At 64.6% G+C, this 24,811-nt stretch carries 25 protein-coding genes and 1 tRNA gene; 15 read left to right on the top strand and 11 right to left on the bottom strand.

Features of this window, described 5'->3' with window-relative positions; all coding sequences use genetic code 11:
- Positions 1–172 precede the first annotated feature (172 nt).
- Positions 173–841: a haloacid dehalogenase type II gene (locus LDB29_RS13300; RefSeq protein ID WP_048578268.1), complete on the top strand. Its 669-nt coding sequence runs from the start codon at positions 173–175 to the stop codon at positions 839–841.
- Positions 842–1,130: 289 nt separating this feature from the next.
- Here the strand turns inward: LDB29_RS13300 and LDB29_RS13295 are convergent, their stop codons facing one another.
- From LDB29_RS13295 to LDB29_RS13275, 5 genes are all read right to left on the bottom strand, one after another.
- On the bottom strand, positions 1,131–1,253 hold the full coding sequence (locus LDB29_RS13295) for a hypothetical protein (RefSeq protein ID WP_257554349.1): 123 nt from the start codon (positions 1,251–1,253) through the stop codon (positions 1,131–1,133).
- 63 nt (positions 1,254–1,316) lie between these two features.
- On the bottom strand, positions 1,317–2,624 hold the full coding sequence (locus LDB29_RS13290; RefSeq protein ID WP_025551780.1) for a type II toxin-antitoxin system HipA family toxin: 1,308 nt from the start codon (positions 2,622–2,624) through the stop codon (positions 1,317–1,319).
- Complete coding sequence (locus LDB29_RS13285) at positions 2,625–2,972, bottom strand: helix-turn-helix transcriptional regulator (protein ID WP_048578269.1); 348 nt, start codon at positions 2,970–2,972, stop codon at positions 2,625–2,627.
- Positions 2,973–3,352: 380 nt separating this feature from the next.
- Complete coding sequence (locus LDB29_RS13280) at positions 3,353–4,390, bottom strand: site-specific integrase (protein WP_048578270.1); 1,038 nt, start codon at positions 4,388–4,390, stop codon at positions 3,353–3,355.
- A gap of 509 nt (positions 4,391–4,899) precedes the next feature.
- Positions 4,900–4,974 (bottom strand) — tRNA-Val (locus tag LDB29_RS13275).
- A 128-nt stretch (positions 4,975–5,102) separates the two neighbouring features.
- Between LDB29_RS13275 and LDB29_RS13270 the strand changes: the two genes are divergently transcribed.
- Positions 5,103–6,437, top strand: a complete 1,335-nt coding sequence (locus LDB29_RS13270; RefSeq protein WP_099186986.1) for a dicarboxylate/amino acid:cation symporter — start codon at positions 5,103–5,105, stop codon at positions 6,435–6,437.
- Here the strand turns inward: LDB29_RS13270 and cpdR are convergent.
- Positions 6,434–6,811, bottom strand: coding sequence for a cell cycle two-component system response regulator CpdR (cpdR, locus tag LDB29_RS13265; protein ID WP_025551641.1), 378 nt, complete (start codon positions 6,809–6,811; stop codon positions 6,434–6,436). The two genes, LDB29_RS13270 and cpdR, sit on opposite strands and share 4 nt — an antisense overlap.
- A 149-nt stretch (positions 6,812–6,960) precedes the next feature.
- On the opposite strand from cpdR, the gene LDB29_RS13260 reads away from it, so the two are divergent.
- From LDB29_RS13260 to LDB29_RS13245, 4 genes are all read left to right on the top strand, one after another.
- Positions 6,961–7,854 (top strand): N-formylglutamate amidohydrolase, encoded by an 894-nt coding sequence (locus tag LDB29_RS13260; RefSeq protein WP_025551643.1) that lies wholly within the window; start codon positions 6,961–6,963, stop codon positions 7,852–7,854.
- Positions 7,855–8,036: 182 nt separating this feature from the next.
- Complete coding sequence (prfB, locus tag LDB29_RS13255) at positions 8,037–9,164, top strand: peptide chain release factor 2 (protein WP_044660216.1); 1,128 nt, start codon at positions 8,037–8,039, stop codon at positions 9,162–9,164.
- On the top strand, positions 9,164–9,898 hold the full coding sequence (locus LDB29_RS13250; protein ID WP_025551644.1) for a class I SAM-dependent methyltransferase: 735 nt from the start codon (positions 9,164–9,166) through the stop codon (positions 9,896–9,898). The genes prfB and LDB29_RS13250 overlap by 1 nt, the downstream gene beginning before the upstream one ends.
- A 113-nt stretch (positions 9,899–10,011) precedes the next feature.
- Entirely contained in the window at positions 10,012–10,311 is a 300-nt protein-coding gene (locus tag LDB29_RS13245) for a PilZ domain-containing protein (protein WP_025551646.1), read from the top strand.
- Positions 10,312–10,323: 12 nt separating this feature from the next.
- On the opposite strand, the gene LDB29_RS13240 is transcribed toward LDB29_RS13245, so the two are convergent.
- From LDB29_RS13240 to LDB29_RS13230, 3 genes are read right to left on the bottom strand one after another with little or no spacing between them, the layout of a single operon-like run.
- Positions 10,324–10,470 carry a hypothetical protein gene (locus tag LDB29_RS13240; RefSeq protein ID WP_162492720.1) on the bottom strand — a complete coding sequence of 49 codons (147 nt, stop codon included), beginning with the start codon at positions 10,468–10,470 and terminating at the stop codon, positions 10,324–10,326.
- Positions 10,471–10,494: 24 nt separating this feature from the next.
- Positions 10,495–11,208: a hypothetical protein gene (locus tag LDB29_RS13235; RefSeq protein ID WP_025551648.1), complete on the bottom strand. Its 714-nt coding sequence runs from the start codon at positions 11,206–11,208 to the stop codon at positions 10,495–10,497.
- Between the two features lie 4 nt (positions 11,209–11,212).
- Positions 11,213–12,436 (bottom strand): toxic anion resistance protein, encoded by a 1,224-nt coding sequence (locus LDB29_RS13230; RefSeq protein WP_025551650.1) that lies wholly within the window; start codon positions 12,434–12,436, stop codon positions 11,213–11,215.
- A gap of 153 nt (positions 12,437–12,589) precedes the next feature.
- Here LDB29_RS13230 and LDB29_RS13225 point away from each other — a divergent pair, with 153 nt between their 5' ends.
- The 5 genes from LDB29_RS13225 (at position 12,590) to LDB29_RS13205 (ending at position 19,359) form a co-directional block, all read left to right on the top strand.
- Positions 12,590–12,925, top strand: coding sequence for a DUF485 domain-containing protein (locus LDB29_RS13225; RefSeq protein ID WP_025551652.1), 336 nt, complete (start codon positions 12,590–12,592; stop codon positions 12,923–12,925).
- Positions 12,922–14,628, top strand: a complete 1,707-nt coding sequence (locus tag LDB29_RS13220) for a cation acetate symporter (protein WP_099186139.1) — start codon at positions 12,922–12,924, stop codon at positions 14,626–14,628. The genes LDB29_RS13225 and LDB29_RS13220 overlap by 4 nt, the downstream gene beginning before the upstream one ends.
- A 121-nt stretch (positions 14,629–14,749) precedes the next feature.
- Positions 14,750–16,570, top strand: coding sequence for a translational GTPase TypA (gene typA / locus LDB29_RS13215; RefSeq protein WP_025551654.1), 1,821 nt, complete (start codon positions 14,750–14,752; stop codon positions 16,568–16,570).
- Positions 16,571–16,919: 349 nt separating this feature from the next.
- Positions 16,920–18,242, top strand: coding sequence for a NupC/NupG family nucleoside CNT transporter (locus LDB29_RS13210; protein WP_025548685.1), 1,323 nt, complete (start codon positions 16,920–16,922; stop codon positions 18,240–18,242).
- Between the two features lie 61 nt (positions 18,243–18,303).
- Complete coding sequence (locus LDB29_RS13205; protein WP_025548684.1) at positions 18,304–19,359, top strand: DUF1176 domain-containing protein; 1,056 nt, start codon at positions 18,304–18,306, stop codon at positions 19,357–19,359.
- A gap of 70 nt (positions 19,360–19,429) precedes the next feature.
- Here LDB29_RS13205 and egtD read toward each other — a convergent pair whose 3' ends face one another.
- Complete coding sequence (egtD, locus tag LDB29_RS13200) at positions 19,430–20,386, bottom strand: L-histidine N(alpha)-methyltransferase (protein WP_025548682.1); 957 nt, start codon at positions 20,384–20,386, stop codon at positions 19,430–19,432.
- 4 nt (positions 20,387–20,390) lie between these two features.
- Entirely contained in the window at positions 20,391–21,659 is a 1,269-nt protein-coding gene (gene egtB / locus LDB29_RS13195) for an ergothioneine biosynthesis protein EgtB (RefSeq protein WP_025548681.1), read from the bottom strand.
- A 161-nt stretch (positions 21,660–21,820) separates the two neighbouring features.
- On the opposite strand from egtB, the gene coaBC reads away from it, so the two are divergent.
- The 4 genes from coaBC to LDB29_RS13175 are packed head-to-tail and all read left to right on the top strand — an operon-like array spanning position 21,821 to position 24,642.
- Positions 21,821–23,077: a bifunctional phosphopantothenoylcysteine decarboxylase/phosphopantothenate--cysteine ligase CoaBC gene (gene coaBC, locus LDB29_RS13190; protein ID WP_025548679.1), complete on the top strand. Its 1,257-nt coding sequence runs from the start codon at positions 21,821–21,823 to the stop codon at positions 23,075–23,077.
- The gene (gene dut / locus LDB29_RS13185; protein ID WP_025548678.1) at positions 23,052–23,516 is read left to right on the top strand and encodes a dUTP diphosphatase; all 465 of its coding nucleotides are present in this window, start codon (positions 23,052–23,054) and stop codon (positions 23,514–23,516) included. The genes coaBC and dut overlap by 26 nt, the downstream gene beginning before the upstream one ends.
- A complete protein-coding gene (locus tag LDB29_RS13180; RefSeq protein WP_128830727.1) occupies positions 23,513–24,289 on the top strand; it encodes a HesA/MoeB/ThiF family protein in 777 nt (258 codons plus the stop codon). The genes dut and LDB29_RS13180 overlap by 4 nt, the downstream gene beginning before the upstream one ends.
- On the top strand, positions 24,277–24,642 hold the full coding sequence (locus LDB29_RS13175; protein WP_025548674.1) for a DsrE family protein: 366 nt from the start codon (positions 24,277–24,279) through the stop codon (positions 24,640–24,642). The genes LDB29_RS13180 and LDB29_RS13175 overlap by 13 nt, the downstream gene beginning before the upstream one ends.
- The last annotated feature ends 169 nt before the right edge of the window (positions 24,643–24,811 follow it).

The following is a 24,811-nucleotide window of genomic DNA, read 5'->3' as shown; positions in this document are numbered from 1 at the left end:
TGATCTTACTATGCTACAAGGCACGTTTATTGCCTGTTTCGTGGTTAAAAACGGCTACAAGTCTGCACACTTCGCCTTTGATCGGAATCTTCTTCTGCTTGGCTGAACCAGTATTGGGCCAGCGGGGCCGTCGCGTTCTCGCGGTGCGGAACGAACAACGGAAGGATTTCCAATGAGCCAATTTAGACCCAAATACATCACATTCGATTGTTATGGCACCCTGACCAATTACGAGATGGGGCCGATGGGCCGTCAGCTGTTTGCCGATCGTATTGCCTCGGAGCAGATGGAGGCCTTTCTCGCGGACTTTAAAGCATACCGGCTCGACGAAGTTCTTGGCGACTGGAAGCCATTGCATGAGGTAGTCCGGAACTCCGTCGAACGTCTCTGCCGGAAGTGGAGCGTGGAATTTCGCGAGGCGGACGCATCCAAAATCTATAATAGCATTCCAACCTGGGGTCCTCATCCCGATGTCCCCGAGGGTCTAGCCAAGGTCGCCAAGGAAATCCCCCTGGTGATCCTTTCCAACGCGGATAACGCACAGATACATGATAACGTCGCCAAGCTCGGCGCTCCGTTCGCCCATGTCTTCACGGCAGAGGATGCGCAGGCGTACAAGCCGCGGCTGCAGGCTTTCGAATATATGTTCGACCAGCTCGGGTGCTCCCCCGAAGAAGCCATGCACGTATCTTCCAGTTTTCGGTATGATCACATGTCCGCCTGTGATCTGGGTTACGGTGCGCGCGTGTTCGTCGCGCGCGGACATGAGCCTAGCCTACCTCATTATGCCACCCACCAAATCGCGGATATCGGCGGTCTTGCCGGCGTGATAGGTCTCTGAGTAGAACCGGCAGGGTCGGCGGTCCTGCCGGTACGCTTCTCGTTGGTTGGCCTGGTGAGGCACAGCTGATGGCGCTGGAGTATCGAGGTGAATAGGAATCTGGGGGTTTGCAAAGTTTAGGGAATATGATCTGTAATGTGCAGCGCCAGGCGGCGTGGATCCCTTGAGGGTTTCATGGACCTGTCAGCACCCCAGAGAGTGGCGAGTGGATTTTCATGGTATGACTGAAAAAGTGGAGCTGGTCTCCGTCGCCTGCCCCACATTCTTCTTTGATGTTACCTGATCCGCTTCAGTTCAGCTTGTTGATGGATTCACGCATGTGGTCGACACTGACGCTGGAATAGCGCTGGACCATGCCCAGCGATTTCCAGCCGCCCATGTTCATGATGGTGATGAGGTCGATCCCGGCCATGAGGCAGTGCGATGCCCAGTTGGTGGCGCCAGTCGTGGACGGTGTCCAGCCATCTCTCGAACTTCAAGAGCCGATCGGTATCTTTGCCGAACCTCGCACTTCCTGGACCAGCGCCAGCGTGTTGAGCCTTGCGAGAAGTGTTCCCGACCACCGCTCGCCCAGAAGTTCCGGCGCCGTAGCTGGCCAAGTGTCCAACGCACGTTCCACCGTCGCCTTGACCTCGCGAACGACCCACTTGGGGTCCACCCGCAGAAAGCTCGCCACTCGTTCGAATCGGTGGAGGTTGACAGTGTCGAAGCTGTGGGTGCGTACGAACCGTAGAGCGAGCGTGTCGCGCGGCTGAAAAAGGACAGTCGGAACAATGTCGTAGGCTGGTGACAAGCGGACCTGCCCCGGTTCAGGGAAACGGAAGGACCAGTTCTTGAGGTGATTATCGCCGTTGCCGATCAGCACGTCCGCGACAATGCGGCGGATTGCCTCGAGGATGTCGGCGCGGCGGTCAGTACTGAAGCGGCTGATCATGTTGATGACGGTTTCGGTGGTGGCCATGGTATATTTGCGATCCCCGATCGCTCCGATGACCTGCCCGGCGTCCTCAATGTGAATGCGCGTGTCGTCGGCTGCGCGATCGAACCGATCGACCACCAATACCTGCTCGCCGTGTTCGAGCATTTCGTCGGGTATACCCGCGACGGCGGCGCGCGGCATCAGCCGACAAGGCGCTGTCTCGACGCCGATCATGCCCGCCAGCGTCATTGCGCCATGCTCAGCTTCCGGAAGCCCGCGATAGGTATCGCTTGCTACCTTGATGATGCAGCGGCCGGTGTCGCCCCGGGCGGGAAGTGTAAGCCGTTCGCCGTCGATATTGGCGGTGAATTTGAGTTGGACTCCGGCGAGTGAGAATTTGACCACACCCTTGGGTTCGGCCGCCTTGAAGCCTTTTATAGATATCAGATCGAGAGGGCCGGCGGAGGCTGGTGTGTCGGTTTCGGCTGTAACCAGCACGGCGCCGGGAAGGTCGGCGCCCAGCCGGGTGAGCACGTCGAACTGGTCATGATCCCCGGGACCCATTTCGGTGAGCACCAGTTCGCGAAGCGCGCCTTCGGGAAGCAACCCGGCAAACCAGGGCGGGATCGAGCCGTGCAGGCCAATCTTGTCGCCACGAGCGGAAAGCCGGTCGCGGGTGCCTGCGTCAGACGTCGGATCATACCAGCCAAGGCTGAGTACGGGCCGTGCCGTGTCGCGGAGATAGGATTCGGACACTGTGAAGGCGACCGCGCCGTCGGCATCGCGCGTGAGCGTTCCTACCTTCACTGGCCCAAGCTTCGCATCAAGCAGGTGAACGCCGAGGATCGCGGAAGCCTTCCCCATCTAGCGGTTCTCCTCTTCGTCCTCATCGAGATCGACGAACAACTCCTCGAACGTCGAGCGCACCGGGTGGTTGAAGTCGATGCCGCGCGCGCCTTCGACCTGATTACGGACTGCGCTAGCCTGGGCGCGTGGCACGAGGACGGGCACCAGATCCAGCGCGTCGCAGATCTCGGCGAATAGCGTCAGGCGGTCGCGACCCCGGCGGCCGCCGATCAGATCACGTTCGAGTTCAGAGATGCGCGCGCGATCACGACCAAGCCGCCGGGCCAATCCAAGTTGACTCATGGAGCGTCTGCCGCGCCAATGACGCAATTGATCCCCCAGGATAGAAAAAATATCCATTTGCATGCGGAATTCCGCTCTAAAAATATATACTATGCGGAATATCGCTACAGGAAAAATTTCGAAGATCAAGCGGAATTCCGCTCTAAGTGTTCGAAGATAGCGGTATCCCGTTCTCATATTCCCCCCGAAACTTTGTCGAGATGCATCAGGCCGCCGCAACAGGCGCGGGGACCTGGCTTCACACCCGCAACTGGTATCGACCGCGAGGCAGGCTACAATCCATGCCGCCATCAGTCGCTCGCTCAACCACTGAACAACCTCTCGAGGCGCTTTCTCTGATTGCGCTGCACCCTATGGGCGGCTTCGCTAGGCTATCGGTTCTCGCAGGAAATGGAGCAGACTGTGCGGTCTGCCCCAAATCCTTCTCGGACGTGCGGCTCGCTTTAGCTGAGCCTATTGATGGATTCACGCATGTGATCGACGCTGACGCTGGAATAGCGCTGGACCATGCGCAGCGACTTCCAGCCGCCCATGTTCATGATGGTGATGAGGTCGATCCCGGCCATGACGCAGTGCGATGCCCAGTGGTGGCGCCAGTCATGGACGGTGAAATCCTCTATCTCTGCGCGCTTGCACGCAGTGGCGTGCTGATTCCTGATCGGGTTGCCGCCGGGGATCTTCGCCTTGCGGGTGTCGGAATAGGGCTTGCCCAACCGGTTGAGGAAAACATGCCCCTTTGTCGGCTGCCCTCGCTTCTCCCAGATCGGACGCAGGACGTCCATGACGCGGGGATGCATCGGAACGGACCGGATGACGGCATTCTTGCTGTGGTTAAGCCGGATCGATCCTTGCTCTATATCAACGCCCTCGACACCCCACGGGAGCTGCAATGCCGTCTGGATGCGTGGGCCATGGAAGGCGAGCAGGGTGATGATCGGCTGTATGTGCGGTGAGTAGGCCTCGATCAGCCGGTCGCGGTCTTCCTTGCTGAGAAAGCGCACCCGTTCATTGTCGAACGGGATCGCCTTGATGCGCAGGGGCGGAAGGTCGTGCAGGTCGTGATGGACGTTGATCGCGGCCTGGAACACGGCGCGATAGCGATCCTGACCCGCCGGGTCATGGCCGGTCAGATAGGCGCGGCGAAAATGCTCCCAGGCCTGCTTGGGTTCGCGCAGGCTGAAGTCTCCGATCAGGCCATTGAGCTTGCCGATGCGCAGGATGTCGGACGGGCAGGGGGGCTTTGCCTTCGTCAGGTAGCTTTCAAAAGCGTCGGCTATTTTGCCTTGCGCCACGATCGCGGCCGGACCGAACATCAGCCGGTGCCGCAGCTTCGTCTCATGTTCCGCCATCAGGTGCGCCGCAGCATCGCGGTCACTCGTTCCTGAACTGAACTCCTTGACGTCGATGTGCTTGTCGCCAAGCGTGACGGTACCTCGGATATAATAAATGCCGTTCTTGCCACGGGTTCGAATGGAGAGCATCTTATCTTCCTGTTCCCTCTGATCGCGCGCTTGCGCCGGGAGTCTCGCTCCGAATGCTTCAGCGTGAGGCGCGTTAGCTTTTATGAAGGTCTGGGGCAGGCTGTCGTCCTGATTGGTACGGGCGCATGCTGAACTGGAACAGTATGCCAAGCGACAGCAAGGTGATCATCCATTCCATGGAGGTGCCCGGCTTCGTGGCAGTGCACGGATGCGTCGGCAGGCAACGGCCGTGATGGGCGAGCAGCGTTTGTACGCTTCCTGCGCGGCTGCGGGATCGACCCTTTTGGAGCCCGAGCTAAGCGAAGCGCTTGCGGTCCAAGATAATTTCGGCGGTGTGCGCGACTCGGGATTTCGCTCCGATCGCCCGGCATTTGCATGCCCAGAATTTGCCCAAAGAGACCAGGATTTGCCCAGAATTTGCCCAAAAATTGATGGGCATGGCCAGGCTCTACGGCTTGCGGCAGGCAAACAAAAACCCCGCCAAACCGTTGATTTGGCGGGGTTTTCGATGGTGGGCGTGGCAAGGATTGAACTTGCGACCCCTGCGATGTCAACACAGTGCTCTACCACTGAGCTACACGCCCACGGTGGAGTGGGCCAATAGCCGGGGGTGTAAGGGAGCGCAAGCGGGAAATTGAGCCTTGCCGCTATTCTTCTGGACAGCAGCCCGGCAGGTCATATGTTGCGGTGCGAAAAGGGGACGCCAAACGCCATGCTGCCATCGCCCACGCCGTCTGATCAGCCCATCGCCCGCCTGCCATTCTATCGCCAGCTTTATGTTCAGGTGCTGATCGCCATCGCCCTTGGCGTTGGGATCGGGCATTTCTTTCCCGAAACCGGCGTCGCGCTGCAGCCCCTGGGGGAAGCCTTCATCAAGCTGGTCAAGATGATCATCGCGCCCGTCATCTTCCTCACCATCGTGACCGGCGTGGCGGGGATGAAGGAGCTGGGCGCGATCGGCCGTGTCGCGGCCAAGGCCTTCGCCTATTTCCTGACCTTTTCCACCCTGGCGCTGATCGTCGGGTTGATCGTCGCCAATGTCGTCCATCCCGGGGCAGGCCTCGATATCGACCCGGCGACGCTGGATGCCGGGAAGGTCGCGCAATATCAGCAGCAGGCGCATGACCGGACGCTCACGGGTTTCCTGCTGGACATCATACCCGGCACGCTGGTCTCCGCCGTGGCGGATGGACACAATATCCTGCAGGTGTTGTTCGTCGCCATCCTGTTCGGCATCGCGCTCACCATGATCGGGGAAAGGGCCGATCCACTGATGACGGTGCTCGAATCGGCCAGCCATGCGATCTTTAAGCTGGTGTCCTTCCTGATGAAGGCGGCGCCGCTGGGTGCTTTCGGCGCGATGGCCTTCACCATCGGAAAATATGGGGTGGGGGCGCTCGCCAATCTGGCCGGGCTGGTGGCGACCTTCTATCTGACATCGATATTGTTCGTGCTGGTGGTGCTGGGCGTGGTGGCGCGGCTCGCCGGGTTCAACATCCTGCATCTGATCCGCTACCTGAAGGCGGAACTGCTGCTGGTGCTCGGCACCTCCTCCTCCGAAGCGGCGCTGCCGAGCCTGATCGAGAAGATGGAGCGCGCCGGGTGCCGCAAGTCCGTGGTCGGGCTGGTCGTGCCGACCGGCTACAGCTTCAACCTGGACGGCACGAATATCTACATGACGCTGGCGGCGCTGTTCATCGCGCAGGCGACCAATGTGCATCTGAGCCTGGAGGAGCAGATATTGCTGCTGCTGGTCGCCATGCTTTCCAGCAAGGGGGCCGCGGGCGTCACGGGGGCGGGGTTCATCACGCTCGCAGCGACGCTTTCCATCGTGCCGTCGGTGCCAGTGGCGGGCATGACGCTGATCCTGGGCGTCGACCGCTTCATGAGCGAATGCCGCAGCCTCACCAATTTCATCGGCAATGCGGTCGCGACGGTGGTGGTGTCGGTTTGGGAAAAGGGGCTGGACCGGGAACGGTTCGCGGCCGCCATGGCCGGGCAGCCCCTGCCGCCGACGCCCGATATGGAAGAGGTTGTCTCGGCCTAGCTGAGGCCGGTCAGGCTTTCGGTGCCGAACATGCGCTCGACCTCCAGCACCAGGTCGCGCAGGTGAAACGGCTTTGACAGGACCTTCGCCTGCGGCACGGCCTTGCCCGCTTTCAGCGTGACGGCGGCAAAGCCGGTGATGAACATGATTCGCATGTCGGGCGCCACGGCGGCGGCATGCTGGGCCAGTTCGATCCCGTCCATTTCCGGCATGACGATGTCGGTCAGCAGCAGGTCGAACCGGTCGCTGTCGATATGCGGCACCGCCTGCGCTCCGGTGGAGACGGAGACGACTTCATATCCTGAACGTTCCAGCGCGCGGGCCAGATAGGCGCGCATGCTTTCATCATCTTCCGCCAGCAGAATTCGAACCATTGCCCCGTACGTCTCGTCCCAGGCCTGTGACGGCCGACCCCTGATCGCCCCCTTCGCGGATGGCGTGAAGCGACTATATATGCGACAAGGTGTAAATATTATCCAGCCGAGTAACCATTTTTGGGCGGCGGCCTGTGAAAGGATCTTGCTTGGGACATAGCGCGCCGCCGGTTCCGACCGAAACCACGCCCGCCTACGATCTTTACGAACCCGATGTCCCCGCCGGGCCGGTGGTCGTTTCCGTGCCGCATGCGGGGCGGGATTATGACGAGGGGCTGCTGGCACAGGCGCGGGTGCGGCGGGATGTGCTGCAAAGGCTGGAGGATCGCTGGGCGGACATGCTGGCCTATCCGCTGATCGAACGGGGCGTTCCGGTGCTGGTGGCGCGGGTGCCGCGAGCGACGATCGACCTCAACCGGCATGAGCGGGAGATCGACGCAGGCATGGTCAGCGGCATTCCGCGCGACGTTCCCTTGCAGAGCAGCGCCAAATTGCGGGGCGGGCTGGGCCTGATCCCGCGCCGCTTGCCGGGCGCGCATGAGCTATGGCAGCGCTCGCTGGGCTGGGCGGAGGTCGAACGCCGGATCGAATTGTTCCACAGGCCCTATCATGCGGCGCTCGCGCGATTGATGCGGACGGCGCGCGATGCCCATGGCCATGCGATCCTGATCGACCTGCATTCCATGCCGCCGCTTCCCCCGCCCACCGCGGGGCAGGTTGCTCCCGGACTCGTGCTGGGGGACCGATTCGGCCGCAGCGCCTCGGCTCGGCTGATGACGCTGGCAGCGGATGTCGCCGCCGCCCACGGCATCGCCGTCGCGCAAAATCATCCTTATGCGGGCGACCATATGGTCGAACGCCACGGCAGGCCGACGCATGGCTGTTATGCGATCCAGGTGGAATGCGACCGGAGCCTCTATCTGGACGTCTCGCTGGACCAGCCGGGACCGGGGCTTGCCCGCTTGCAGCAGGTGGTGGCTGCCATGGTGAATGCATTGGCGCATGAACTGCCGCGCTCGAACTATGCGATGGCGGCGGAGTGATGGGCGGGGATGATTTCAGGCGGGGCTGCGACAGCGGCGGATTCGGCCTGATTCCATCCGATCCTTGCGCATTCGCCGGCAAGGATTGAATCTTCCCAAATCCGCCGCCCTCGGATAGGGGCAGGCACTTGATGCGTTTGTCGATCCTACGACCAAGCGCCCCGACATTCTGGAGAGTTCCCATGCGCGCCGAAGCGCAGCAATATATCGACCGCATCGACGCCGCGCTGGACCTGCTGCGCCGCTTCCTCGACTGGGACCGCGCCCTGCGTCGCCTCGACGAACTGAACGCCCGCGTCGAGGACCCGACCCTCTGGGACAATCAGAAGCTTGCCCAGGAAGTGATGCGCGAACGCACCCGGCTCGACGCCGCCATCGGCGCCACCCGCGCGATCGAGAGCGAGAAGACCGACACCGCCGAACTCATCGAAATGGCCGACGCCGAAGGCGATGAGGATATGGTGACCGAAGCCATCGCGTCCTTGAAGGCTCTGGCCGACCGCGCGGACGAGGACAAGATCAAGGCGCTGCTGGCGGGCGAGGCCGACGCCAGCGACACCTATCTGGAAATCCACGCGGGCGCGGGCGGCACGGAAAGCCAGGACTGGGCCGAAATGCTCAGCCGCATGTACCGCCGCTGGGCCGAACGGCGCGGCTACAAGGTCGAACTGGTCGACTATCAGGCGGGCGATCAGGCGGGCATCAAGTCCGCCACCTTCCTGTTCAAGGGCGAGAATGCCTATGGCTATGCCAAGACCGAAAGCGGGGTGCACCGGCTGGTGCGCATCAGCCCCTATGACAGTTCGGCGCGCCGCCACACCAGCTTCTCGTCGGTCTGGGTCTATCCGGTGATCGACGACAATATCGAGATCGAGGTGAATGAAAGCGACCTCAAGATCGACACTTATCGCGCCTCGGGCGCGGGCGGGCAGCACGTCAATACCACCGACTCCGCCGTCCGCATCACCCACGTCCCCTCGGGCATCATCGTCGCCAGCCAGAACGACCGGTCGCAGCACAAGAACCGCGCCACGGCCATGAACATGCTGAAGGCGCGCCTTTACGAAGCGGAACTGCGCCGCCGCGAAGAAGCCGCCTCGGGCGAATATCAGGCCAAGACGGAGATCGGCTGGGGCCACCAGATCCGCTCCTATGTGCTCCAGCCCTATCAGCTCGTGAAGGATCTGCGCACTGGCGTCACCTCCACCTCGCCCGACGATGTGCTGGACGGCGCGCTCGATCCCTTCATGGCCGCCGCGCTCAGCCAGAAGGTGACGGGCGAGAAGGTCGATGTGGAGGACGTCGACTGATGAAAGCTCCGGCGCTGGCGGCCGGAACACTGACAGCATGCCTGTTCCTGCTGGCGGGCTGCGGCCCGTTTTCGTCGGACAGCAATGGCGACCGCCCGGCAGGCGCTCGCGCCTTTCCGCGCGCCGACCGCCCGGTCGCGCCGATCGTGTCCACCCGCTGGTCCAGCGAGGAGGCGCGCGACCGGGTGAACGAGGCCGAGGACATCATGAACCGGGCCGGCATCCGCACCGGCATGACGGTCGCGGACATCGGCGCGGGCGAAGGCTATTATACGGTACGCCTCGCCAGGAGGGTGGGCGACAGCGGCCGGGTCTTGGCGGAGGACATCATGCCCGAAGTGATCGAGGCTCTGTCCCGGCGCATCACCCGGGAAGACTGGCGCAATGTCAGCGTCCGCCTGGGCGCGCCGGAGGACCCGAAGCTGCCGGAAAACAGCTTCGACCGCATCCTCATGGTGCATATGTACCATGAGATCGCGGAGCCCTACGCCTTTCTCTGGCATTTGAGTCCCGCGCTCAAGCCGGATGGCGAACTGATCGTGGTCGACGCCAACCGCCCGACCGACCAGCATGGAACGCCGCCGCGCCTGCTCGCCTGCGAACTGGCCGCCATGGGGTTCCGGCTGGAGGAACTCATCCCGAAGCCGACGGCCGGGGGCTATTTCGCCCGGTTCAAGCGCATCGCAGCCCGGCCCGAACCTTCCTCCATCGTTCCCTGCGCCCTTCGGTCCTGACCTTCCTGTCGCCGGGAGGCTTTTCTTGGCGCGGATTATGGTTAATGCGCTGCCAGCGATTCTATGATGCGTTGACCATTGGACGACCTGATGCCTTGGGGAGAGGGCAGGATATGACAGACCTGACTGGCGCCGCAGGGCAGCGGCGGCTCGACCCGCGCCACAAGATGTTCGGGCCGGTTGCGCTGCGTTTCGGCGGCACGGCGGCGCGGGCCCATTTTCTGGACCTTTCCAGCTCGGGCGCGCTGGCCCATTGCGAAACCCCGCCGACAACCGGCACCTACCTCATGGTCGAGGCATTGGGCGTGCAGGCGAGCGGTCGCGTCATGTGGGCCGAGGGCAAGCGCTTCGGCATACGTTTCAGCGAGCCTTTGACCCGCCATGCCATGGATGTGCTGATTGAAGGCGTCTGACACCCCTTGTCTTCAGCCCTTTTGCCGCCATTTCCGGAACAGCGACGCGCCCAGCAGTCCGCCGCCGACAAGCGCCGCAATGGCTCCTCCCGCGCTCGCCAGCGCCCAGGCGCCGGCCGCCAGCAGTCCGGTGAGGAAATCGACGATGATCAGCGTCAAATGGATCATCACTGTAGGAAGACGTCAGTCCTGCCCAAGTTCCTTCGCTTCCTGATATTTGAGTTCCAGGAAGCGGTTCTGCACCGCCAGCTTGTCCAGGTCGCCGCTCGCCAGATTTTCGCTCATCCGCGCGATTTCCGCGTCGATCACGCCCAGTCCGTCGATCAATTGCCGTTCGGGAACGCGCCCATTGCGCTCCTCCCGCCGAAGCGGCTCGGGAATGGATTGGTAGCCGGTGACGAGTTCGGGCAGGTGATCGGCCAGCAATTTGCGGATTTCCTGCGCCGCCGGGTCCTGATCGCCCAGCCGTTCGAGTTGCGGCGCCAGGGTTTCCAGCTTGACGCCGATGCTGTCGACCAGCGTGACGGCCGGTGCGGGCAGGGCCTTGCGCTGATTCTCCAGCCATATTTCGGTTTGCAGGGGCAGGGCGGTGAGCGCCGTATCCGCCAGCGCCTCTGTCCGCACCCTTTTTTCGCCGGGAAGCATGGCGACCAGCAGCAGGGCCGCCAGCATCGCCCCCAGCGCGATCATCACCCCGGTCGTGCCCAGCGGGGTCACGAAACCCGCCACCGCGCTGCCGATCAGGACCGCAGTCACCGCCCAGAAGGCATATTTGACCTTCCGCATCAGCGCCGCGTTGCGCCGCTGCCGGGCACGCGCCGACAGGCTTTGCCCGCGCTCGCTATGGCGGCGCAGAACCGCCTCCGCATCGGCCAGCACGCGGTCGGAACGGCTCATCCCCTCACGCCTCGATGGAACTCAGCAACGGATTGTCGGCACGGGCCTGGCTTGCCGCCTGCGCCTGCCCTTCGGCGCGGGCGATATAGCCCTTGGACTTCTCCACCTCGTTCGACAGCGTGTTCACCGTCGTCTTCATATTCTCCAGCGCCTTCAGCTTGAACGTGTCGATATTGTCCATCGTGTCGTAGATATTCTGGAAGGCGCGTTGCAGCGTCTCGATGGGAATGGTGCTGGATGCGGCCTGCTCATGAATCTGCGCCGTCTGGTTCTTCAGCATCTCGCCGGTCGAATCGATCATGTTCGCGGTCGTCGTGTTGAGCGCGGTGATCTGTTCCAGCACCAGCTTCTGCCCGACCAGCGCCTGCGCCACGGTGACGGCGGTGCGCAGCGCGGCGACGGTCGTGGTGCTGGCGCGGTCGACGCCCTTCACCAGCTCGACATTGTTCTTCTTGACGAGGTCCAGCGCCAGATAGCCCTGCACCGTCACCGCCATCTGCGTCAGCAGGTCCTGCGTGCGCTGGCGGATGTAGAAGAGCGCGCTCTCCCGGATCGCCTTGGCTTTCGCGGGGTCGGTCGAATCCAGTTCCAGCGCCTTGGCTTCCAGCCGGGCGTCGAGCGTCTTGCTGATGTGGATCATCTGCTCCAGACGGCCCATCGTCTGCCACATATTCTGCCGCTCGACATCGATCGCGGCATTGTCCTTGATCAGCACGTCCTTGCCGCTGGCGAGGGAGCCCAGGATCGAATTGATATGGCTCTGCGCGCTCTTGTAGCTGTCGAAATAGTCGCGCATCCGGTTGCCGAAGGGGATGAGGCCGAACAGCTTCTTCGGCGCGGTCAGGCTGCCGCGCTTGCCGGGGTCGAGATCCTCGATGGTCCGGCGCAGCTCCGCCAGGTCGACGCCGACCTTGTTGTCGCTGTCCATCGCCCGCACCGGCCGGTCGAGGAAGCGGTTCGAATGCCCGGCCGCCTCCGCGATTTCCTTGCGCCCCATATTGGTGAGCTGGTCGACCCGCTGGCCGAATTCGGGCGAATTGGCGTCCTGCGCGACCAGATCGTCGATGAAGGCATCGACCTTCTCGTCCAGCTTCGACCGTTTCTCGTCATCCAGCGGCACCAGCCCGGCGGCCTTTTCGGGCGCGACCGGCGGCACCGGATCGGGCGGCGTCAGGTTCAGCGTGTCGCCAGAGGTCGTGGCGGTGGCGGTCGGCGCGGTCGAAGCCATGTCATCTCCCAGGGGCCAGGGGCGGTTCGAACTGTTATATGTGCATAGAACAGTTGGCCCGCAAGTCCATGATGCGAGCTATAAAGCCTCCGCGCTTGCCATTGCAATCGCCCGGCGCGCGGCTAGCATGGCCGAAAGGACGAAGGAGGGCGCATGAGCGACGGACCGGACGAACAGAGGATCGCAGCCGTGGCGGCCGATCCGCGCTATGCCCGGCTGGTGGCGCGTCGGGCGAAGATCGGCTGGCTGTTGTCCGCCATCATCTTCTTCGCTTTCGTCGGTTATCTGTTGCTGATCGCCTTCGACAAGGCGCTGCTGGGCATGCCCGTCGGCCCGGGCGTGACGTCGATCGGCATTCCGGTCGGGCTTGGCCTCATCCTGCTCGCGATTGCGCTGACCGGCGTTTATGTCGCCTATGCCAACCGCCACCATGACGCCCGGATGGCGGCCCTCCTGATCGACCACGGCTTCCAGGATCGCGTCGCATGAGGGCTTGGCTTGCCGCGCTTGCCACCGCCTCCATCATGCTTCTCCCGCTCCCCGCGCTCGCAGCGGCGCTGGAGGGGGAGGCGCAGCGCCAGCCCGTCAACTGGGTCGCGATCCTCATGTTCGTCGCCTTTGTCGGGCTGACGCTCTGGATCACCAAGGCGGCGGCGGCGCGCACCCGTACCGCTTCCGATTTCTATACGGCGGGGGGCGGGATCAGCGGTTTCCAGAACGGTCTCGCCATGGCAGGCGACTATATGTCGGCGGCCTCCTTCCTTGGCATTTCGGCGCAGATCTTCAACGACGGCTATGACGGTCTGATCTATTCCACCGGATTTCTGGTCGGCTGGCCGATCCTGCTGTTCCTGATGGCGGAACGGCTTCGCAATCTTGGGCGCTTCACCTTTGCCGATGTCGCCTCCTACCGCTTCGCCCAGCCGCCGGTGCGCAGCTTCGCGGCGGTCAGCACGCTGCTGGTCGTCAGCTTCTACCTGATCGCGCAGATGGTGGGGGCGGGGCAGCTCATCAAATTATTGTTCGGCCTGCCCTATGCCGTGGCGGTGGTGATCGTCGGCGCGCTGATGATGCTCTACGTCCTGTTCGGCGGCATGCGCGCGACGACCTGGGTGCAGATCATCAAGGCGGTGCTGCTGCTGGGCGGCGCCAGCTTCATGGCGCTGATGGTGCTGGCGCAGATGGGCTTCAGCCTTGAAGCGCTGTTCGCCCGCGCGGTGGAGGTGAAGCGCCAGGCCGCCCTGTCCGGCGGGGCGACCATGGCCGAAGCGGCGGAACGGGGGCGGTCCATCATGGCGCCGGGCAATTTCATCAAGGACCCCGTCTCGGCCATTTCCTTCGGCCTCGCGCTGATGCTGGGGACGGCGGGCCTGCCGCACATATTGATGCGTTTCTTCACCGTTCCGGATGCGAAGGAAGCGCGCAAGTCGGTGCTCTGGGCGACCGGGTGGATCGGCTATTTCTACATCCTGACCTTCATCATCGGTTTCGGCGCGATCGTGCTGGTGGGAACGGAGCCCGGCTATCTGGACGGGGAGGGCGCGTTGCGCGGCGGCGGCAACATGGCGGCGATCCATCTGGCGCATGCGATCGGCGGCAATGCCTTTCTGGGCTTCATTTCGGCGGTGGCCTTCGCGACCATCCTCGCCGTGGTGGCGGGGCTGACGCTCTCGGCGGCGTCGGCAGTCAGCCATGATCTCTACGCCACGGTGTTCAAACATGGCCGGGCGGGTTCGGCGGACGAACTGCGCGTGTCGCGGTTGACCACGCTGGCGCTGGGCGCGCTGGCGGTGCTGCTGGGGCTGGTGTTCGAGAAGCAGAATGTGGCGTTCATGGTCAGCCTTGCCTTCGCGCTGGCGGCGTCGGGCAATTTCCCGGTGCTGATCCTCTCGCTGCTCTGGAGCGGGTGCACCACCCGCGGCGCGGCATGGGGCGGGACCATCGGCCTGCTGACCGCCTTCGTGCTGACGCTGCTGTCGCCCGCCGTGTGGACGACCACCTTCAACCTCGGCCCCGCGCCCTTCCCCTACAGTTCCGCGGCGATCTTCTCCGTCCCGGCGGGCTTCCTTTCGATCTGGCTGATCTCGTTGCTCGACCGCTCGCCCCGCGCGGCGGTGGACAAGGCGGGCTATGCGGCGCAGCGGGTGCGGGCGGAAACGGGGATCGGCGCCTTCGCCGCGTCGGACCACTGAACGCTTCCGCTGGCCGTCGCGCCGCCCTTGCCGCAGCGCGTCATTTCCTGTAGGGGCGCGCCCGATAGTCCTGAGCAGGCGCGGTGCCGGCCGGGAAACCTTAAATCCCGAAGGCAGTTGCATGTCCCTGCGTAACATCGCGATCATCGCGCACGTCGACCATGGCAAGACCACGCTCGTCGACCAGCTTTTCCGCCAGTCCGGCACCTTCCGCGACAACCAGCGCGTCGAGGAACGGGCGATGGATTCGAACGACCTGGAAAAGGAACGCGGCATCACCATCCTGGCGAAGCCCACCTCGGTCGAATGGAACGGCACCCGCATCAACATCGTCGACACGCCCGGCCACGCCGACTTCGGCGGCGAGGTGGAGCGCATCCTGTCCATGGTCGACGGCGTGATCCTGCTGGTCGATTCGTCGGAAGGCGCGATGCCGCAGACCAAGTTCGTGACCGGCAAGGCGCTGGCCCTGGGTCTCCGCCCCATCGTCGTCGTCAACAAGATCGACCGCCCGGACGAACGCATCCAGGAAGTGCTGGACGAGGTGTTCGACCTGTTCGTGACGCTGGACGCCACGGACGAGCAGCTCGACTTCCCGGTGCTCTATGCGTCTGGCCGCAACGGCTATGCCAATGAAGACCCGTCGCTGCGTTCGGGCACGCTGGAGCCGCTGTTCCAGAAGATCGTCGACCATGTGCCGCCTCCGGCGCTGGACGAAGATGCGCCGTTCAGCTTCCTGGTGACGCTGCTCGACCGCGACAACTTCCTGGGCCGCATCCTGACCGGCCGCGTCAATTCCGGCACGCTGAAGGTCAACCAACCGATCCACGCCATCGACGCCGACGGCAATGTGCTGGAAACCGGCCGTGCCTCGAAGATCCTGTCCTTCCGTGGGCTTGACCGCGTGCCGGTGGAAGAGGCGAAGGCGGGCGACATCATCAGCCTTGCGGGCCTGACCGTCGCCACCGTGGCGAACACCATCGCCGATCCGTCGATCAACACCGCGATCAAGGCCCAGCCGATCGATCCGCCGACCCTGTCGATGCGCTTTGCGGTGAACGATTCGCCCATGGCGGGCCGCGAAGGCAGCAAGGTGACGAGCCGCATGATCCGCGACCGCCTGATGCGCGAAGCCGAATCCAACGTCGCGATCAAGGTGACCGAATCGGCTGACAAGGACAGCTTCGAAGTTGCCGGTCGCGGTGAACTCCAGCTTGGCGTGCTGATCGAGACGATGCGCCGCGAAGGCTTCGAACTCGGCATCTCCCGCCCCCGCGTGCTGTTCGGCGAGGATGAGAACGGCAACAAGACCGAGCCCTATGAAACCGTCGTCATCGACGTGGACGATGAATTTTCCAGCACGGTCGTCGACAAGATGAACCAGCGCAAGGCGGAAATGACCGACATGCGCCCGTCGGGCGGCGGCAAGACCCGCATCACCTTCTCGGCGCCCTCGCGCGGTCTGATCGGCTATCATGGCGAATTCCTGTCGGACACGCGCGGCACCGGCATCATGAACCGGCTCTTCGAGAAATACGGCCCGCACAAGGGCAATATCGAAGGCCGCAAGAATGGCGTGCTGATCTCCAACGGCGCGGGCGAGGCGGTGGCCTATGCCCTTGGCCCGCTGGAAGAACGTGGCATATTGATGGTCGGGGTGGGCGAGGCGCTCTACGAAGGCATGATCATCGGCCAGAACGCCAAGCCGGAAGATCTGGAGGTCAACCCGATGAAGTCGAAGGCGCTGACCAACTTCCGCGCAAGCGGCAAGGACGACAGCATCCGCCTGACCCCGCCCTGGAAGATGACGCTGGAACAGGCCATTGCCTATATCGACGACGATGAAATGGTCGAGGTGACGCCCAAGAACATCCGCCTGCGCAAGCGCTATCTCGATCCCAATGAGCGCAAGCGCATGTCGCGGGCCAAGGCTGCCGCCTGACCGGATTTCGAGGGATGAGAAAGGGCCGGCGTCGCGAGACGCCGGCCCTTTCTGCTTCGGGAGTCTGACGATGGCCAATCCAAGACATTCCCCTCCCGTAAACGGGAGGGGTTAGGGGTGGGCGCGAGCGTAGCGAGCTTCTGACTTAGCCGTTGCAAAACAGCGCAGATGCCGCGCCAGCCCACCCCTAGCCCCCTCCCGCCTGCGGGAGGGGGAATGTCCGCAATCCACCCGAACATCTCGCCCAAACGCATTTGCACCATCGTAAAGTTACTGGCGTAAAGCTACTGGCCTCGCCGCTACGGCGTCTCTATGGTCGCGCCGTTCGTTCTTCCCGCGAAAGCTTTTCATGCATCTTCTCATTGGCCTAGCCGGCATCGCGCTGATCCTTGCCATTGCCTTCGCCCTTTCCTCCGACCGCCGCGCCATCCGGCTTCGCGTCGTGGGCGCGGCTTTCCTGCTGCAGGCGGGCATTGCGCTGCTGGTGCTCTATGTCCCCGCCGGGCGCGCCGTGATCGCCGGCATGTCGCACGGCGTCGCCAATCTGCTCGGCTATGCGCAGGCGGGAACGGACTTCATCTTCGGCCCGCTCGCGAAACCGGAGATCGGCGGCGCGAGCTTCGCCATCGCCGCGCTGCCGGTCATCATCTTCTTCGCCAGCCTGGTGTCGATCCTCTACCATCTGGGCATCATGCAGCAGATCGTGCGCTGGGTCGGCGGCGCGATCGAGAAGGTGACGGGCGTGTCCAAGGTCGAAAGCCTCTGCGCCGCCGCCAACATCTTCGTGGGGCAGAGCGAGAGCCCGCTCGTCATCCGCCCCTATCTCGCCGGTCTCACCCCGCCCCAACTCTTCGCCGTCATGACCAGCGGCATGGCGGGCGTCGCGGGCACGATCCTGGCCGCCTATGCCTCGATGGGGATCAAGATCGACTATCTGCTGGCGGCCAGCTTCATGTCCGCGCCCGGCGGCCTGCTGATGGCGAAGATCATGATGCCCGACGAGCCGGAGCGCGAACCCGAACTCCCCCTGGGCGATCATCCCGAAGTCGTCCTGCCCGAAAGCCGGATCGGCGACACCGGCCCCGCCGCGCTGCTGCCGGGGGGAACGCCGGGCGAACCGATGCCGCCCGCCACCCATGACGAGGAAAAGCCCGCCAACCTCATCATGGCCGCAGCCCAGGGCGCGCAGACCGGCGTGAAGCTGGCCGTCGCTGTGGGCGCCATGGTGCTGGCCTTCGTAGCGCTGGTGGCGCTGGCGAACGGCATCCTCGGCGGCGTCGGCGGCTGGTTCGGCTATCCCGACCTCAGCTTCCAGCAACTGCTCGGCTATCTCTTCTCTCCGGTCATGTATCTGCTCAACATTCCCTGGAATGAGGCGCAGATCGCGGGCGGGCTGTTCGGCACCAAGGTCGTGCTCAACGAGTTCGTCGCCTATATCAATCTCGGCCAGGCGCAGGGCGCGCTGTCGCCGGCGACCGTCGCCATCGTCACCTTCGCGCTCTGCGGCTTCGCCAATTTCAGTTCGATCGCGATCCAGATGGCCGTCACCGGCAATCTCGCGCCCAACCAGCGGCCGGTGATCGCCCGGCTGGGGCTGAAGGCGCTGGTGGCGGGCAGCCTCGCCAATCTGATGAGCGCGGCGCTGGCGGGCCTGATGCTCAGCCTGCGATGATCGTTCCGATTCTATAACGAAAGTTCTACCCGTCGCTGGCAGGATCGGCTATGGTTAACGCATGGGGGCGAAACGCATATTCGGACTGACGGCCATGCTGTCGGTGGTGATGGCAGCGGCGCCGGCTGGGGCGCAAGCGCCGAAGCCGGGCAGGCTGGAAAGCTACAAGGACTGGACCATCGGTTGCGACAACGGCAACCGGTGCGAGGCCGTCTCCCTGCTGCCAGAAGGCGGCGACTGGCCCGATGCGCCGGTCATGCTGGGGATCGCGCGAGGGGCGGGGGCCGACGCCGATCCCGAAATCCGGGTCAGCCGGGACGCCAAGGGCCGGGAGGCGCTGGACTTCCTGATCGACGGGCGAAAGCTTGCCAGCGTGGCGAGCGTGGACGGCGAGGCCAGTCTGGAAGGACCGCAGGCGTCCGCACTGGCCATTGCCATGGCGAAGGGCGGACGCATGGAGATCCGCGCCGGCGCGAGGGCGATCGACCGGCCGTCGCTCGCCGGCTTGACCGCTGCGCTCCGCTATATGGATGCGAAGCAGGGCAGGGCGGGCACCATGGCGGCCCTCGTCGCGACGGGACCGCTCGCACGCAGCGCCGTGCGTCCCGCGCCTGCCATCCCCACGATCCGGCGCGCAGCCGTACCCGGCGGCGCGCAGCCGCCCGCGCTCTGGCGGGAGGAACTGACGGCACTCGGCACCTTCACGGGTTGCGCCGACGAGATGAGGGGCGCATCCTCTCCTCCCGAGTTGCACCGGCTGTCGAAGACCGAGACGCTGGTTCTGGTGCCCTGCGGCGCCGGGGCCTATAATTTCACATTCGTCCCCGCGATCGCCACCGGCATTCCCGGCCGCCGAACCTTCCGCTTCGCCGGCTTCGACTATCAGCCGGGCTGGAGCGAGGAGGCCGGCCATCCCATGCTGGTCAATGCAGGCTGGGCGCCGGAGACCTCCACCTTGCAAAGCTATGCCAAGGGCCGGGGCCTGGGCGATTGCGGGGGTAGTGAAACCTATGTCTGGGACGGTTCGCGCTTCCGCCTGGTAGAGGCGAGTGCGATGGGGGAATGCCGCGGCGCCTGGCACTGGATCACCACATGGTCGGCCAAAGTGACGGACTGAAGGCCGGAATTTCCTGTCGATTCGCCGTGCCGCCGCCCTGGCTTCTTTTTTCGCGCCTGGAAATCGCCCCTTAGGCTTCTGCCAATATCAGCGAGAACAGCTCGTCCGCATCGCTCCATTCGCGCACCGGCTCCCATCCCCCGGCGCGCAGCAGCAGCCTTTCGTCGCGCGCGCCATATTTGTGGCTGCTTTCGGTATGGATCGTCTCGCCCGCGGCCATGCGGAAGCATTGGCCCGCGACGTGGAAGTGAAGCGGCCGCACCGCCTCCAGATGCATTTCGATCCGCGCCTTGTCGTCGTTCCAGATGGCGCGATGGCGGAAGCCGTCCAGCGGCAGGTCGCCCTCCAGTTCCCGATTGATGCGCGCGATCAGATTGAGGTTGAACGCAGCCGTCACCCCCGCGGCATCGTCATAGGCGGCGACCAGCCGGTCACGGTCCTTGATCCGGTCCATGCCGATCAGCAGCATCGCGTCCTTGCCCAGCAGGCGCCGCATTGCCCGCAACAGGTCCACCGCCGAATCGGGTTCCATATTGCCGATGGTCGACCCGGGGAAGAAGCCGAGGCGCGGCAGCCCCTCTATCGCCGCCGGCAAGGCCAGTTCGCCGTTGAAGTCGCCCACCACCGGCAAGACCGGCAGCCCCGGAAAGGCCGACGCCAATTCAGCGCTCGACGCGCGAAGAAAGTCGCCGCTGATGTCGATCGGCACATAGGCGGCTGGATCGATGGCGCGCAGCAGATGCGGGGTCTTGCGCGAACTGCCTGCACCGAACTCCACCACCGCCCGCCCCGCGCCGATGGCGGCGGCGAAATCCGCGCCATGCCGTTCCAGCAGGGCGGTTTCCGTGCGCGTCGGATAATATTCCGGCAGGTCCGTGATCGCTTCGAACAGTTCCGACCCGCGCCGGTCGTAGAACCAGATGGGCGGGGTCGCCTTGGGCTCGCGGGACAGGCCCTCGATAATGTCCCGCCGGAAGGCCGGGTCAGGCGCGCGCAGGGACAGCGGGGCATCTTCGGTCAGCAGCATCGCGTCAAAGATCCTTTGCCAGCCGCAGTCCGGTGAACTGCCAGCGTTGATGGGGGTAGAAGAAATTGCGGTAGCTTGCCCGCATATGGCCGCGCGGCGTGGCGCAACTGCCGCCCTTCAGCACGAACTGCCCCGACATGAACTTGCCATTATATTCGCCCACCGCGCCGTCCGCCGCGCGGAAGCCGGGATGCGGGCGATAGGCGCTGCCTGTCCATTCCCACACATCGCCGAACATCTGCGTCAGCGTGGAGCCGCCATCCGCCGCGCGGGGGCGGGGGCAGGCCGGACCGTCCAACTGGTTCCCGCTGGTCGGCGCGACATTGAGGGCGGCGCTTTCCCATTCCGCCTCGGTGGGAAGGCGCGCCCCCGCCCATCGGGCATAGGCATCCGCTTCATAAAGACTGATATGACTGACGGGCGCGGCGGTATTGACCGGCTTGCGCCCGTCCAGACCGAAGCGCGTCCAGCCTTGCTCGCCCCGCCGCCAGTATAGCGGCGCCTCGACCCGCTCGGCCTGCACCCATGCCCAGCCGTCGGACAGCCAATGGGCGGCGTCGGCATAGCCGCCATCCTCGATGAAGGCGATCCATTCGCCATTGGTTATCGGCCTGTGCGCCAGCGCATGCGGGTGGAGCACCGTCTTGTGGCGGGGGGTCTCGCAATCGAAGGCAAAATCGCTTTTGCCGTCATCGCCGATCTCCACCAGCCCCTGCCGGCCCTCGATCCAGTGGAGAGGGCCGGGGACGGGCGCAGGCAGCGCATTGGGCGCGTCGTACAGCGCCGGTTCCAGCGGATTGAGCGACAGAAGATGCTGTACGTCGGTCAGCAGCAGTTCCTGATGCTGCTGCTCATGGTGGAGGCCCAGCAACACCAGCGCCTGCACATCGGGCATCAGCATCGGCAGGGCGGTGGTCAGCGCCTCGTCGACTTGGGCGCGATAGGCGCGGATTTCCTCCAGCGTCGGCCGTGTCAGCATGCCCCGCATCGGCCGCGCATGCCGTGGACCTTCGGCCTCATAATAGCTGTTGAAAAGATAGGCGTAATGCGGATCGAAGGGTGCATAGCCCGCCACATGATCGCGCAGGACGAAAGTTTCGAAGAACCAGCTTACATGCGCCAGATGCCATTTGGCGGGGGACGCGTCGGGCATGGACTGGACCGTCGCGTCCGCATCGGACAGCGGCGCGGCAAGCGCTTCGCTCAGCGCCCTGACCTCGCGATAGCGGGTGATGAGGTCGATCTGGCTCGGTACGGTCCGGCTTCTTGCCATGCATGCCCCTTCGATACGGTTGCGCCGCTCTCCTGGAATAATCGCATGAAGGGGCGGATCGGTTCCGGCCGGGCCGTTTCGCCGCCCTTCGATGATTGCGCATGGGGACGATGGGAATGGCTGGACAAGGGCCCGCCGCTTGCCCAAATGATGGGCCTGTCATGACCAAGCGCATCCTTCTCATCGTTTCGGGCGGCATCGCCGCCTATAAGTCGCTGGAACTGGTGCGGCTGCTGCGCAGGCGCGGCATCGCGGTGCGGGCGGTGCTGACGGAAAGCGCGGAAAAATTCGTGACGCCGCTGTCGCTGGGCGTGCTGACCGAGGATCATGTCTATGGCGACATGTTCGACCTCAAGGAAGAGCGCGAGATCGGCCATATCCAGCTTTCGCGGCAGGCCGATCTGGTCGTGGTCGCGCCAGCGACGGCGAACATCCTGGCCAAGATGGCGGGCGGCATTGCCGACGATCTGGCGACGACGCTGCTGTTGGCGACCGACAAGCCGGTGCTCGCCGTTCCCGCCATGAACGTTCGGATGTGGCACCATGCCGCGACCCGGCGGAATGTCGCACAGCTCAAGGCCGATGGCGTGCATGTGATGGAGCCGGACAGTGGTGAAATGGCGTGCGGGGAATTCGGCAAGGGCCGTCTGCCCGATCCGGAAGCGATCGCGGCGGAGGTGGCGCGGCTGCTCGCCCGGCCGCTCGCCGCCGATCCGCTGGCCGGGCAGCCGGACTTCGAAACGGCCGACGCGCCGCTCGCCGGACGGCATGTGCTGGTGACGGCCGGCCCGACGCATGAGCCGATCGACCCGGTCCGTTACATCGCCAACCGGTCCTCCGGCAAGCAGGGCTTCGCCATAGCGGCGGCGGCGGCGCGGGCCGGCGCGCGGGTGACATTGGTGGCGGGGCCGGTATACCTGCCGACGCCCGCCGGCGTGACCCGCGTCGATGTGGAAACCGCGCGCGAGATGCTGGCCGCGGTGGAGGCGGCCCTGCCCGCCGACGCGGCGATCATGGTGGCGGCGGTGGCCGACTGGCGTACGGCGGACGCTGCGGATCAGAAGCTCAAGAAGGATGGATCGGGCAAGCCGGCGCCCTTGGCCCTGGTCGAGAATCCGGACATTCTCGCCACGCTGGGCAAACATGCGCAGCGTCCCGCCCTGCTGGTCGGCTTTGCCGCCGAGACGCAGAAGATCGCTGAACATGCGCAGGCGAAGCTGGCGCGCAAGGGCGCCGACTGGATCGTCGCGAATGACGTGTCGGGGCCGCCCGGCTCAAGCGTGATGGGCGGCGATTCCAACAGCGTGCACATCGTTTCGAAGGATGGCGTCGAGAGCTGGGACCATCTGCCCAAGGACGCCGTCGCCACCCGCCTGATAGAAAAGGTCGCCCATGTCCTCTCCTCTCCCGCCCATTGAAATTCGCCTGAAGCGCCTGCCCCATGGCGCCGGCCTGCCGGCGCCGGCCTATGCCACGGCGCATGCGGCGGGGATGGACGTCGTGTCGGCGGAGGACATCATCCTTGTGCCTGGCGGCCGGCATGCGGTGGCGACCGGCTTTGCCATGGCGATTCCCGAAGGCTATGAAGTGCAGGTGCGGCCGCGTTCCGGCCTGGCGCTGAAACATGGGATCAGCCTGCCCAATACGCCGGGGACGATTGACGCCGATTATCGCGGCGAGCTGAAGGTCATATTGATCAATCTGGGCGAAGAACCCTTTGTGATCGCGCGGGGCGACCGGATCGCGCAGCTGGTCGCCGCGCCGGTGCAGATGGCGCGCTTTGCCGAAGTCGAGGAACTGGACGAGACGATCAGGGGCGCAGGGGGATTCGGATCGACGGGGGTTCGATCCCAATGACGCCCTTGGCCCTCACGGACGATCAGCTTGAGCGCTATGCCCGCCATATCGTGCTGAAGGAGATCGGCGGCGCGGGGCAGGCGCGGCTGCTGTCGGCGGATGTGGCCGTCGTGGGGGCGGGCGGGATCGGCAGCCCGGCCATCCTCTATCTCGCCGCGGCGGGCGTGGGCACGATTCGGGTGATCGATGACGATGCGGTCGCCCTCTCCAATCTGCAGCGGCAGGTGCTGTTCGGCACTGACGAGATCGGAGCGCCCAAGGCCGAAAGCGCGATGGCGGCGGTCGCGCGGCTCAATCCGGACGTGAAGCTGATCCCCATCAACGCCCGCATCGATGCGGACAATGCCGCGCTGATGCTGCGGGATGCCGATGCGGTGCTGGATGGCTGCGACAGTTTCGCGACGCGGCTGGCGGTGGCGGACTGCACGCAGAAGCTGCGGATTCCGCTGGTGTCGGCGGCGGTCGGGCCGTTCGAGGGGCAATTGGCCACCTATCGCGGTTGGGAGGCGGGCAAGCCCTGCTATCGCTGCCTGGTCGGGTCGCCGCAGGATGCGCCGGAGCGGGACTGTTCCGAAACCGGCGTGATCGGGGCGCTGACAGGGGTGATCGGCAGTCTGGCGGCGCTGGAGGTGATCCGCGCGCTTGTGCCCTTCGGCGATGACATGGCGGGGCGCTTGCTGCTGGCCGATCTGTTGTCGATGCGGTTTCGGACCGTGGCGGTGCCGAAGGATCCCGCCTGCCAGGGTTGCGCCGTGGAACTATGCGCGAGCTGAGGATCATCGTCGCGACGGCGGATGCGGAACGGCTGCGCGGAGCGTTGGTGATCGCGGCGGCTCAGGCGGCGCTGGGCGGCGGCGCGGCGCTGTTCCTGCAACTGGACGCGGTGAGCTTGCTGCGAGCGCCTCCGGAAGCGCCCCGCGACGAAGCGCATCGGGCATCGGGGCTGCCTTCGCTGGCGATGGTGATCGAAGAGGCATTGGGCTTGGGCGTGATCCTGCTTGCCTGTCAGAGCGGACTTGCGCTGTGCGGAATGACTGCCGATGATTTGCCGCAGGGCGTTGAGGTCGGCGGCCCGATGGGGTTCTTGCAGCAGACCGGCGAAGAGGCCCGGCTGATCTTTGCCTGAGCCGGTCGGCTGGCTCGGCTGGTGGGAAGCGGACGATTGCGACGCTTTTCTAAAGGCACAGCATGCTCATGCGAAAGCAGGCGCCCGGATCGGGCGGCGATGATGCGCGGAAGGGAGGGCCGGGCCTGCCTGCGCAGGAGCAGGCTTGCTTCAGGGAAAGCAGAAGCTC

The organism is Sphingobium sp. CFD-2 (genome assembly GCF_024611135.1).
Lineage (GTDB): Bacteria > Pseudomonadota > Alphaproteobacteria > Sphingomonadales > Sphingomonadaceae > Sphingobium > Sphingobium fuliginis.
Note: the sequence above shows the minus strand (reverse complement) of the source record. Positions and strands in the feature narration are given on the sequence as shown.

Excerpts from the sequence above, each read along its gene's own strand:
- LDB29_RS13300 (WP_048578268.1), top strand. The coding sequence starts at position 173 with ATGAGCCAATTTAGACCCAAATACATCACATTCGATTGTTATGGCACC.
- LDB29_RS13295 (WP_257554349.1), bottom strand. The coding sequence starts at position 1,253 with ATGGCCGGGATCGACCTCATCACCATCATGAACATGGGCGGCTGGAAA.
- LDB29_RS13290 (WP_025551780.1), bottom strand. The coding sequence starts at position 2,624 with ATGGGGAAGGCTTCCGCGATCCTCGGCGTTCACCTGCTTGATGCGAAG.
- LDB29_RS13285 (WP_048578269.1), bottom strand. The coding sequence starts at position 2,972 with ATGCAAATGGATATTTTTTCTATCCTGGGGGATCAATTGCGTCATTGG.
- LDB29_RS13280 (WP_048578270.1), bottom strand. The coding sequence starts at position 4,390 with ATGCTCTCCATTCGAACCCGTGGCAAGAACGGCATTTATTATATCCGA.
- LDB29_RS13270 (WP_099186986.1), top strand. The coding sequence starts at position 5,103 with ATGCTGCCATCGCCCACGCCGTCTGATCAGCCCATCGCCCGCCTGCCA.
- cpdR (WP_025551641.1), bottom strand. The coding sequence starts at position 6,811 with ATGGTTCGAATTCTGCTGGCGGAAGATGATGAAAGCATGCGCGCCTAT.
- prfB (WP_044660216.1), top strand. The coding sequence starts at position 8,037 with ATGCGCGCCGAAGCGCAGCAATATATCGACCGCATCGACGCCGCGCTG.
- LDB29_RS13250 (WP_025551644.1), top strand. The coding sequence starts at position 9,164 with ATGAAAGCTCCGGCGCTGGCGGCCGGAACACTGACAGCATGCCTGTTC.
- LDB29_RS13245 (WP_025551646.1), top strand. The coding sequence starts at position 10,012 with ATGACAGACCTGACTGGCGCCGCAGGGCAGCGGCGGCTCGACCCGCGC.
- LDB29_RS13235 (WP_025551648.1), bottom strand. The coding sequence starts at position 11,208 with ATGAGCCGTTCCGACCGCGTGCTGGCCGATGCGGAGGCGGTTCTGCGC.
- LDB29_RS13230 (WP_025551650.1), bottom strand. The coding sequence starts at position 12,436 with ATGGCTTCGACCGCGCCGACCGCCACCGCCACGACCTCTGGCGACACG.
- LDB29_RS13225 (WP_025551652.1), top strand. The coding sequence starts at position 12,590 with ATGAGCGACGGACCGGACGAACAGAGGATCGCAGCCGTGGCGGCCGAT.
- LDB29_RS13220 (WP_099186139.1), top strand. The coding sequence starts at position 12,922 with ATGAGGGCTTGGCTTGCCGCGCTTGCCACCGCCTCCATCATGCTTCTC.
- typA (WP_025551654.1), top strand. The coding sequence starts at position 14,750 with ATGTCCCTGCGTAACATCGCGATCATCGCGCACGTCGACCATGGCAAG.
- LDB29_RS13210 (WP_025548685.1), top strand. The coding sequence starts at position 16,920 with ATGCATCTTCTCATTGGCCTAGCCGGCATCGCGCTGATCCTTGCCATT.
- LDB29_RS13205 (WP_025548684.1), top strand. The coding sequence starts at position 18,304 with ATGGGGGCGAAACGCATATTCGGACTGACGGCCATGCTGTCGGTGGTG.
- egtD (WP_025548682.1), bottom strand. The coding sequence starts at position 20,386 with ATGCTGCTGACCGAAGATGCCCCGCTGTCCCTGCGCGCGCCTGACCCG.
- egtB (WP_025548681.1), bottom strand. The coding sequence starts at position 21,659 with ATGGCAAGAAGCCGGACCGTACCGAGCCAGATCGACCTCATCACCCGC.
- coaBC (WP_025548679.1), top strand. The coding sequence starts at position 21,821 with ATGACCAAGCGCATCCTTCTCATCGTTTCGGGCGGCATCGCCGCCTAT.
- dut (WP_025548678.1), top strand. The coding sequence starts at position 23,052 with ATGTCCTCTCCTCTCCCGCCCATTGAAATTCGCCTGAAGCGCCTGCCC.
- LDB29_RS13180 (WP_128830727.1), top strand. The coding sequence starts at position 23,513 with ATGACGCCCTTGGCCCTCACGGACGATCAGCTTGAGCGCTATGCCCGC.
- LDB29_RS13175 (WP_025548674.1), top strand. The coding sequence starts at position 24,277 with ATGCGCGAGCTGAGGATCATCGTCGCGACGGCGGATGCGGAACGGCTG.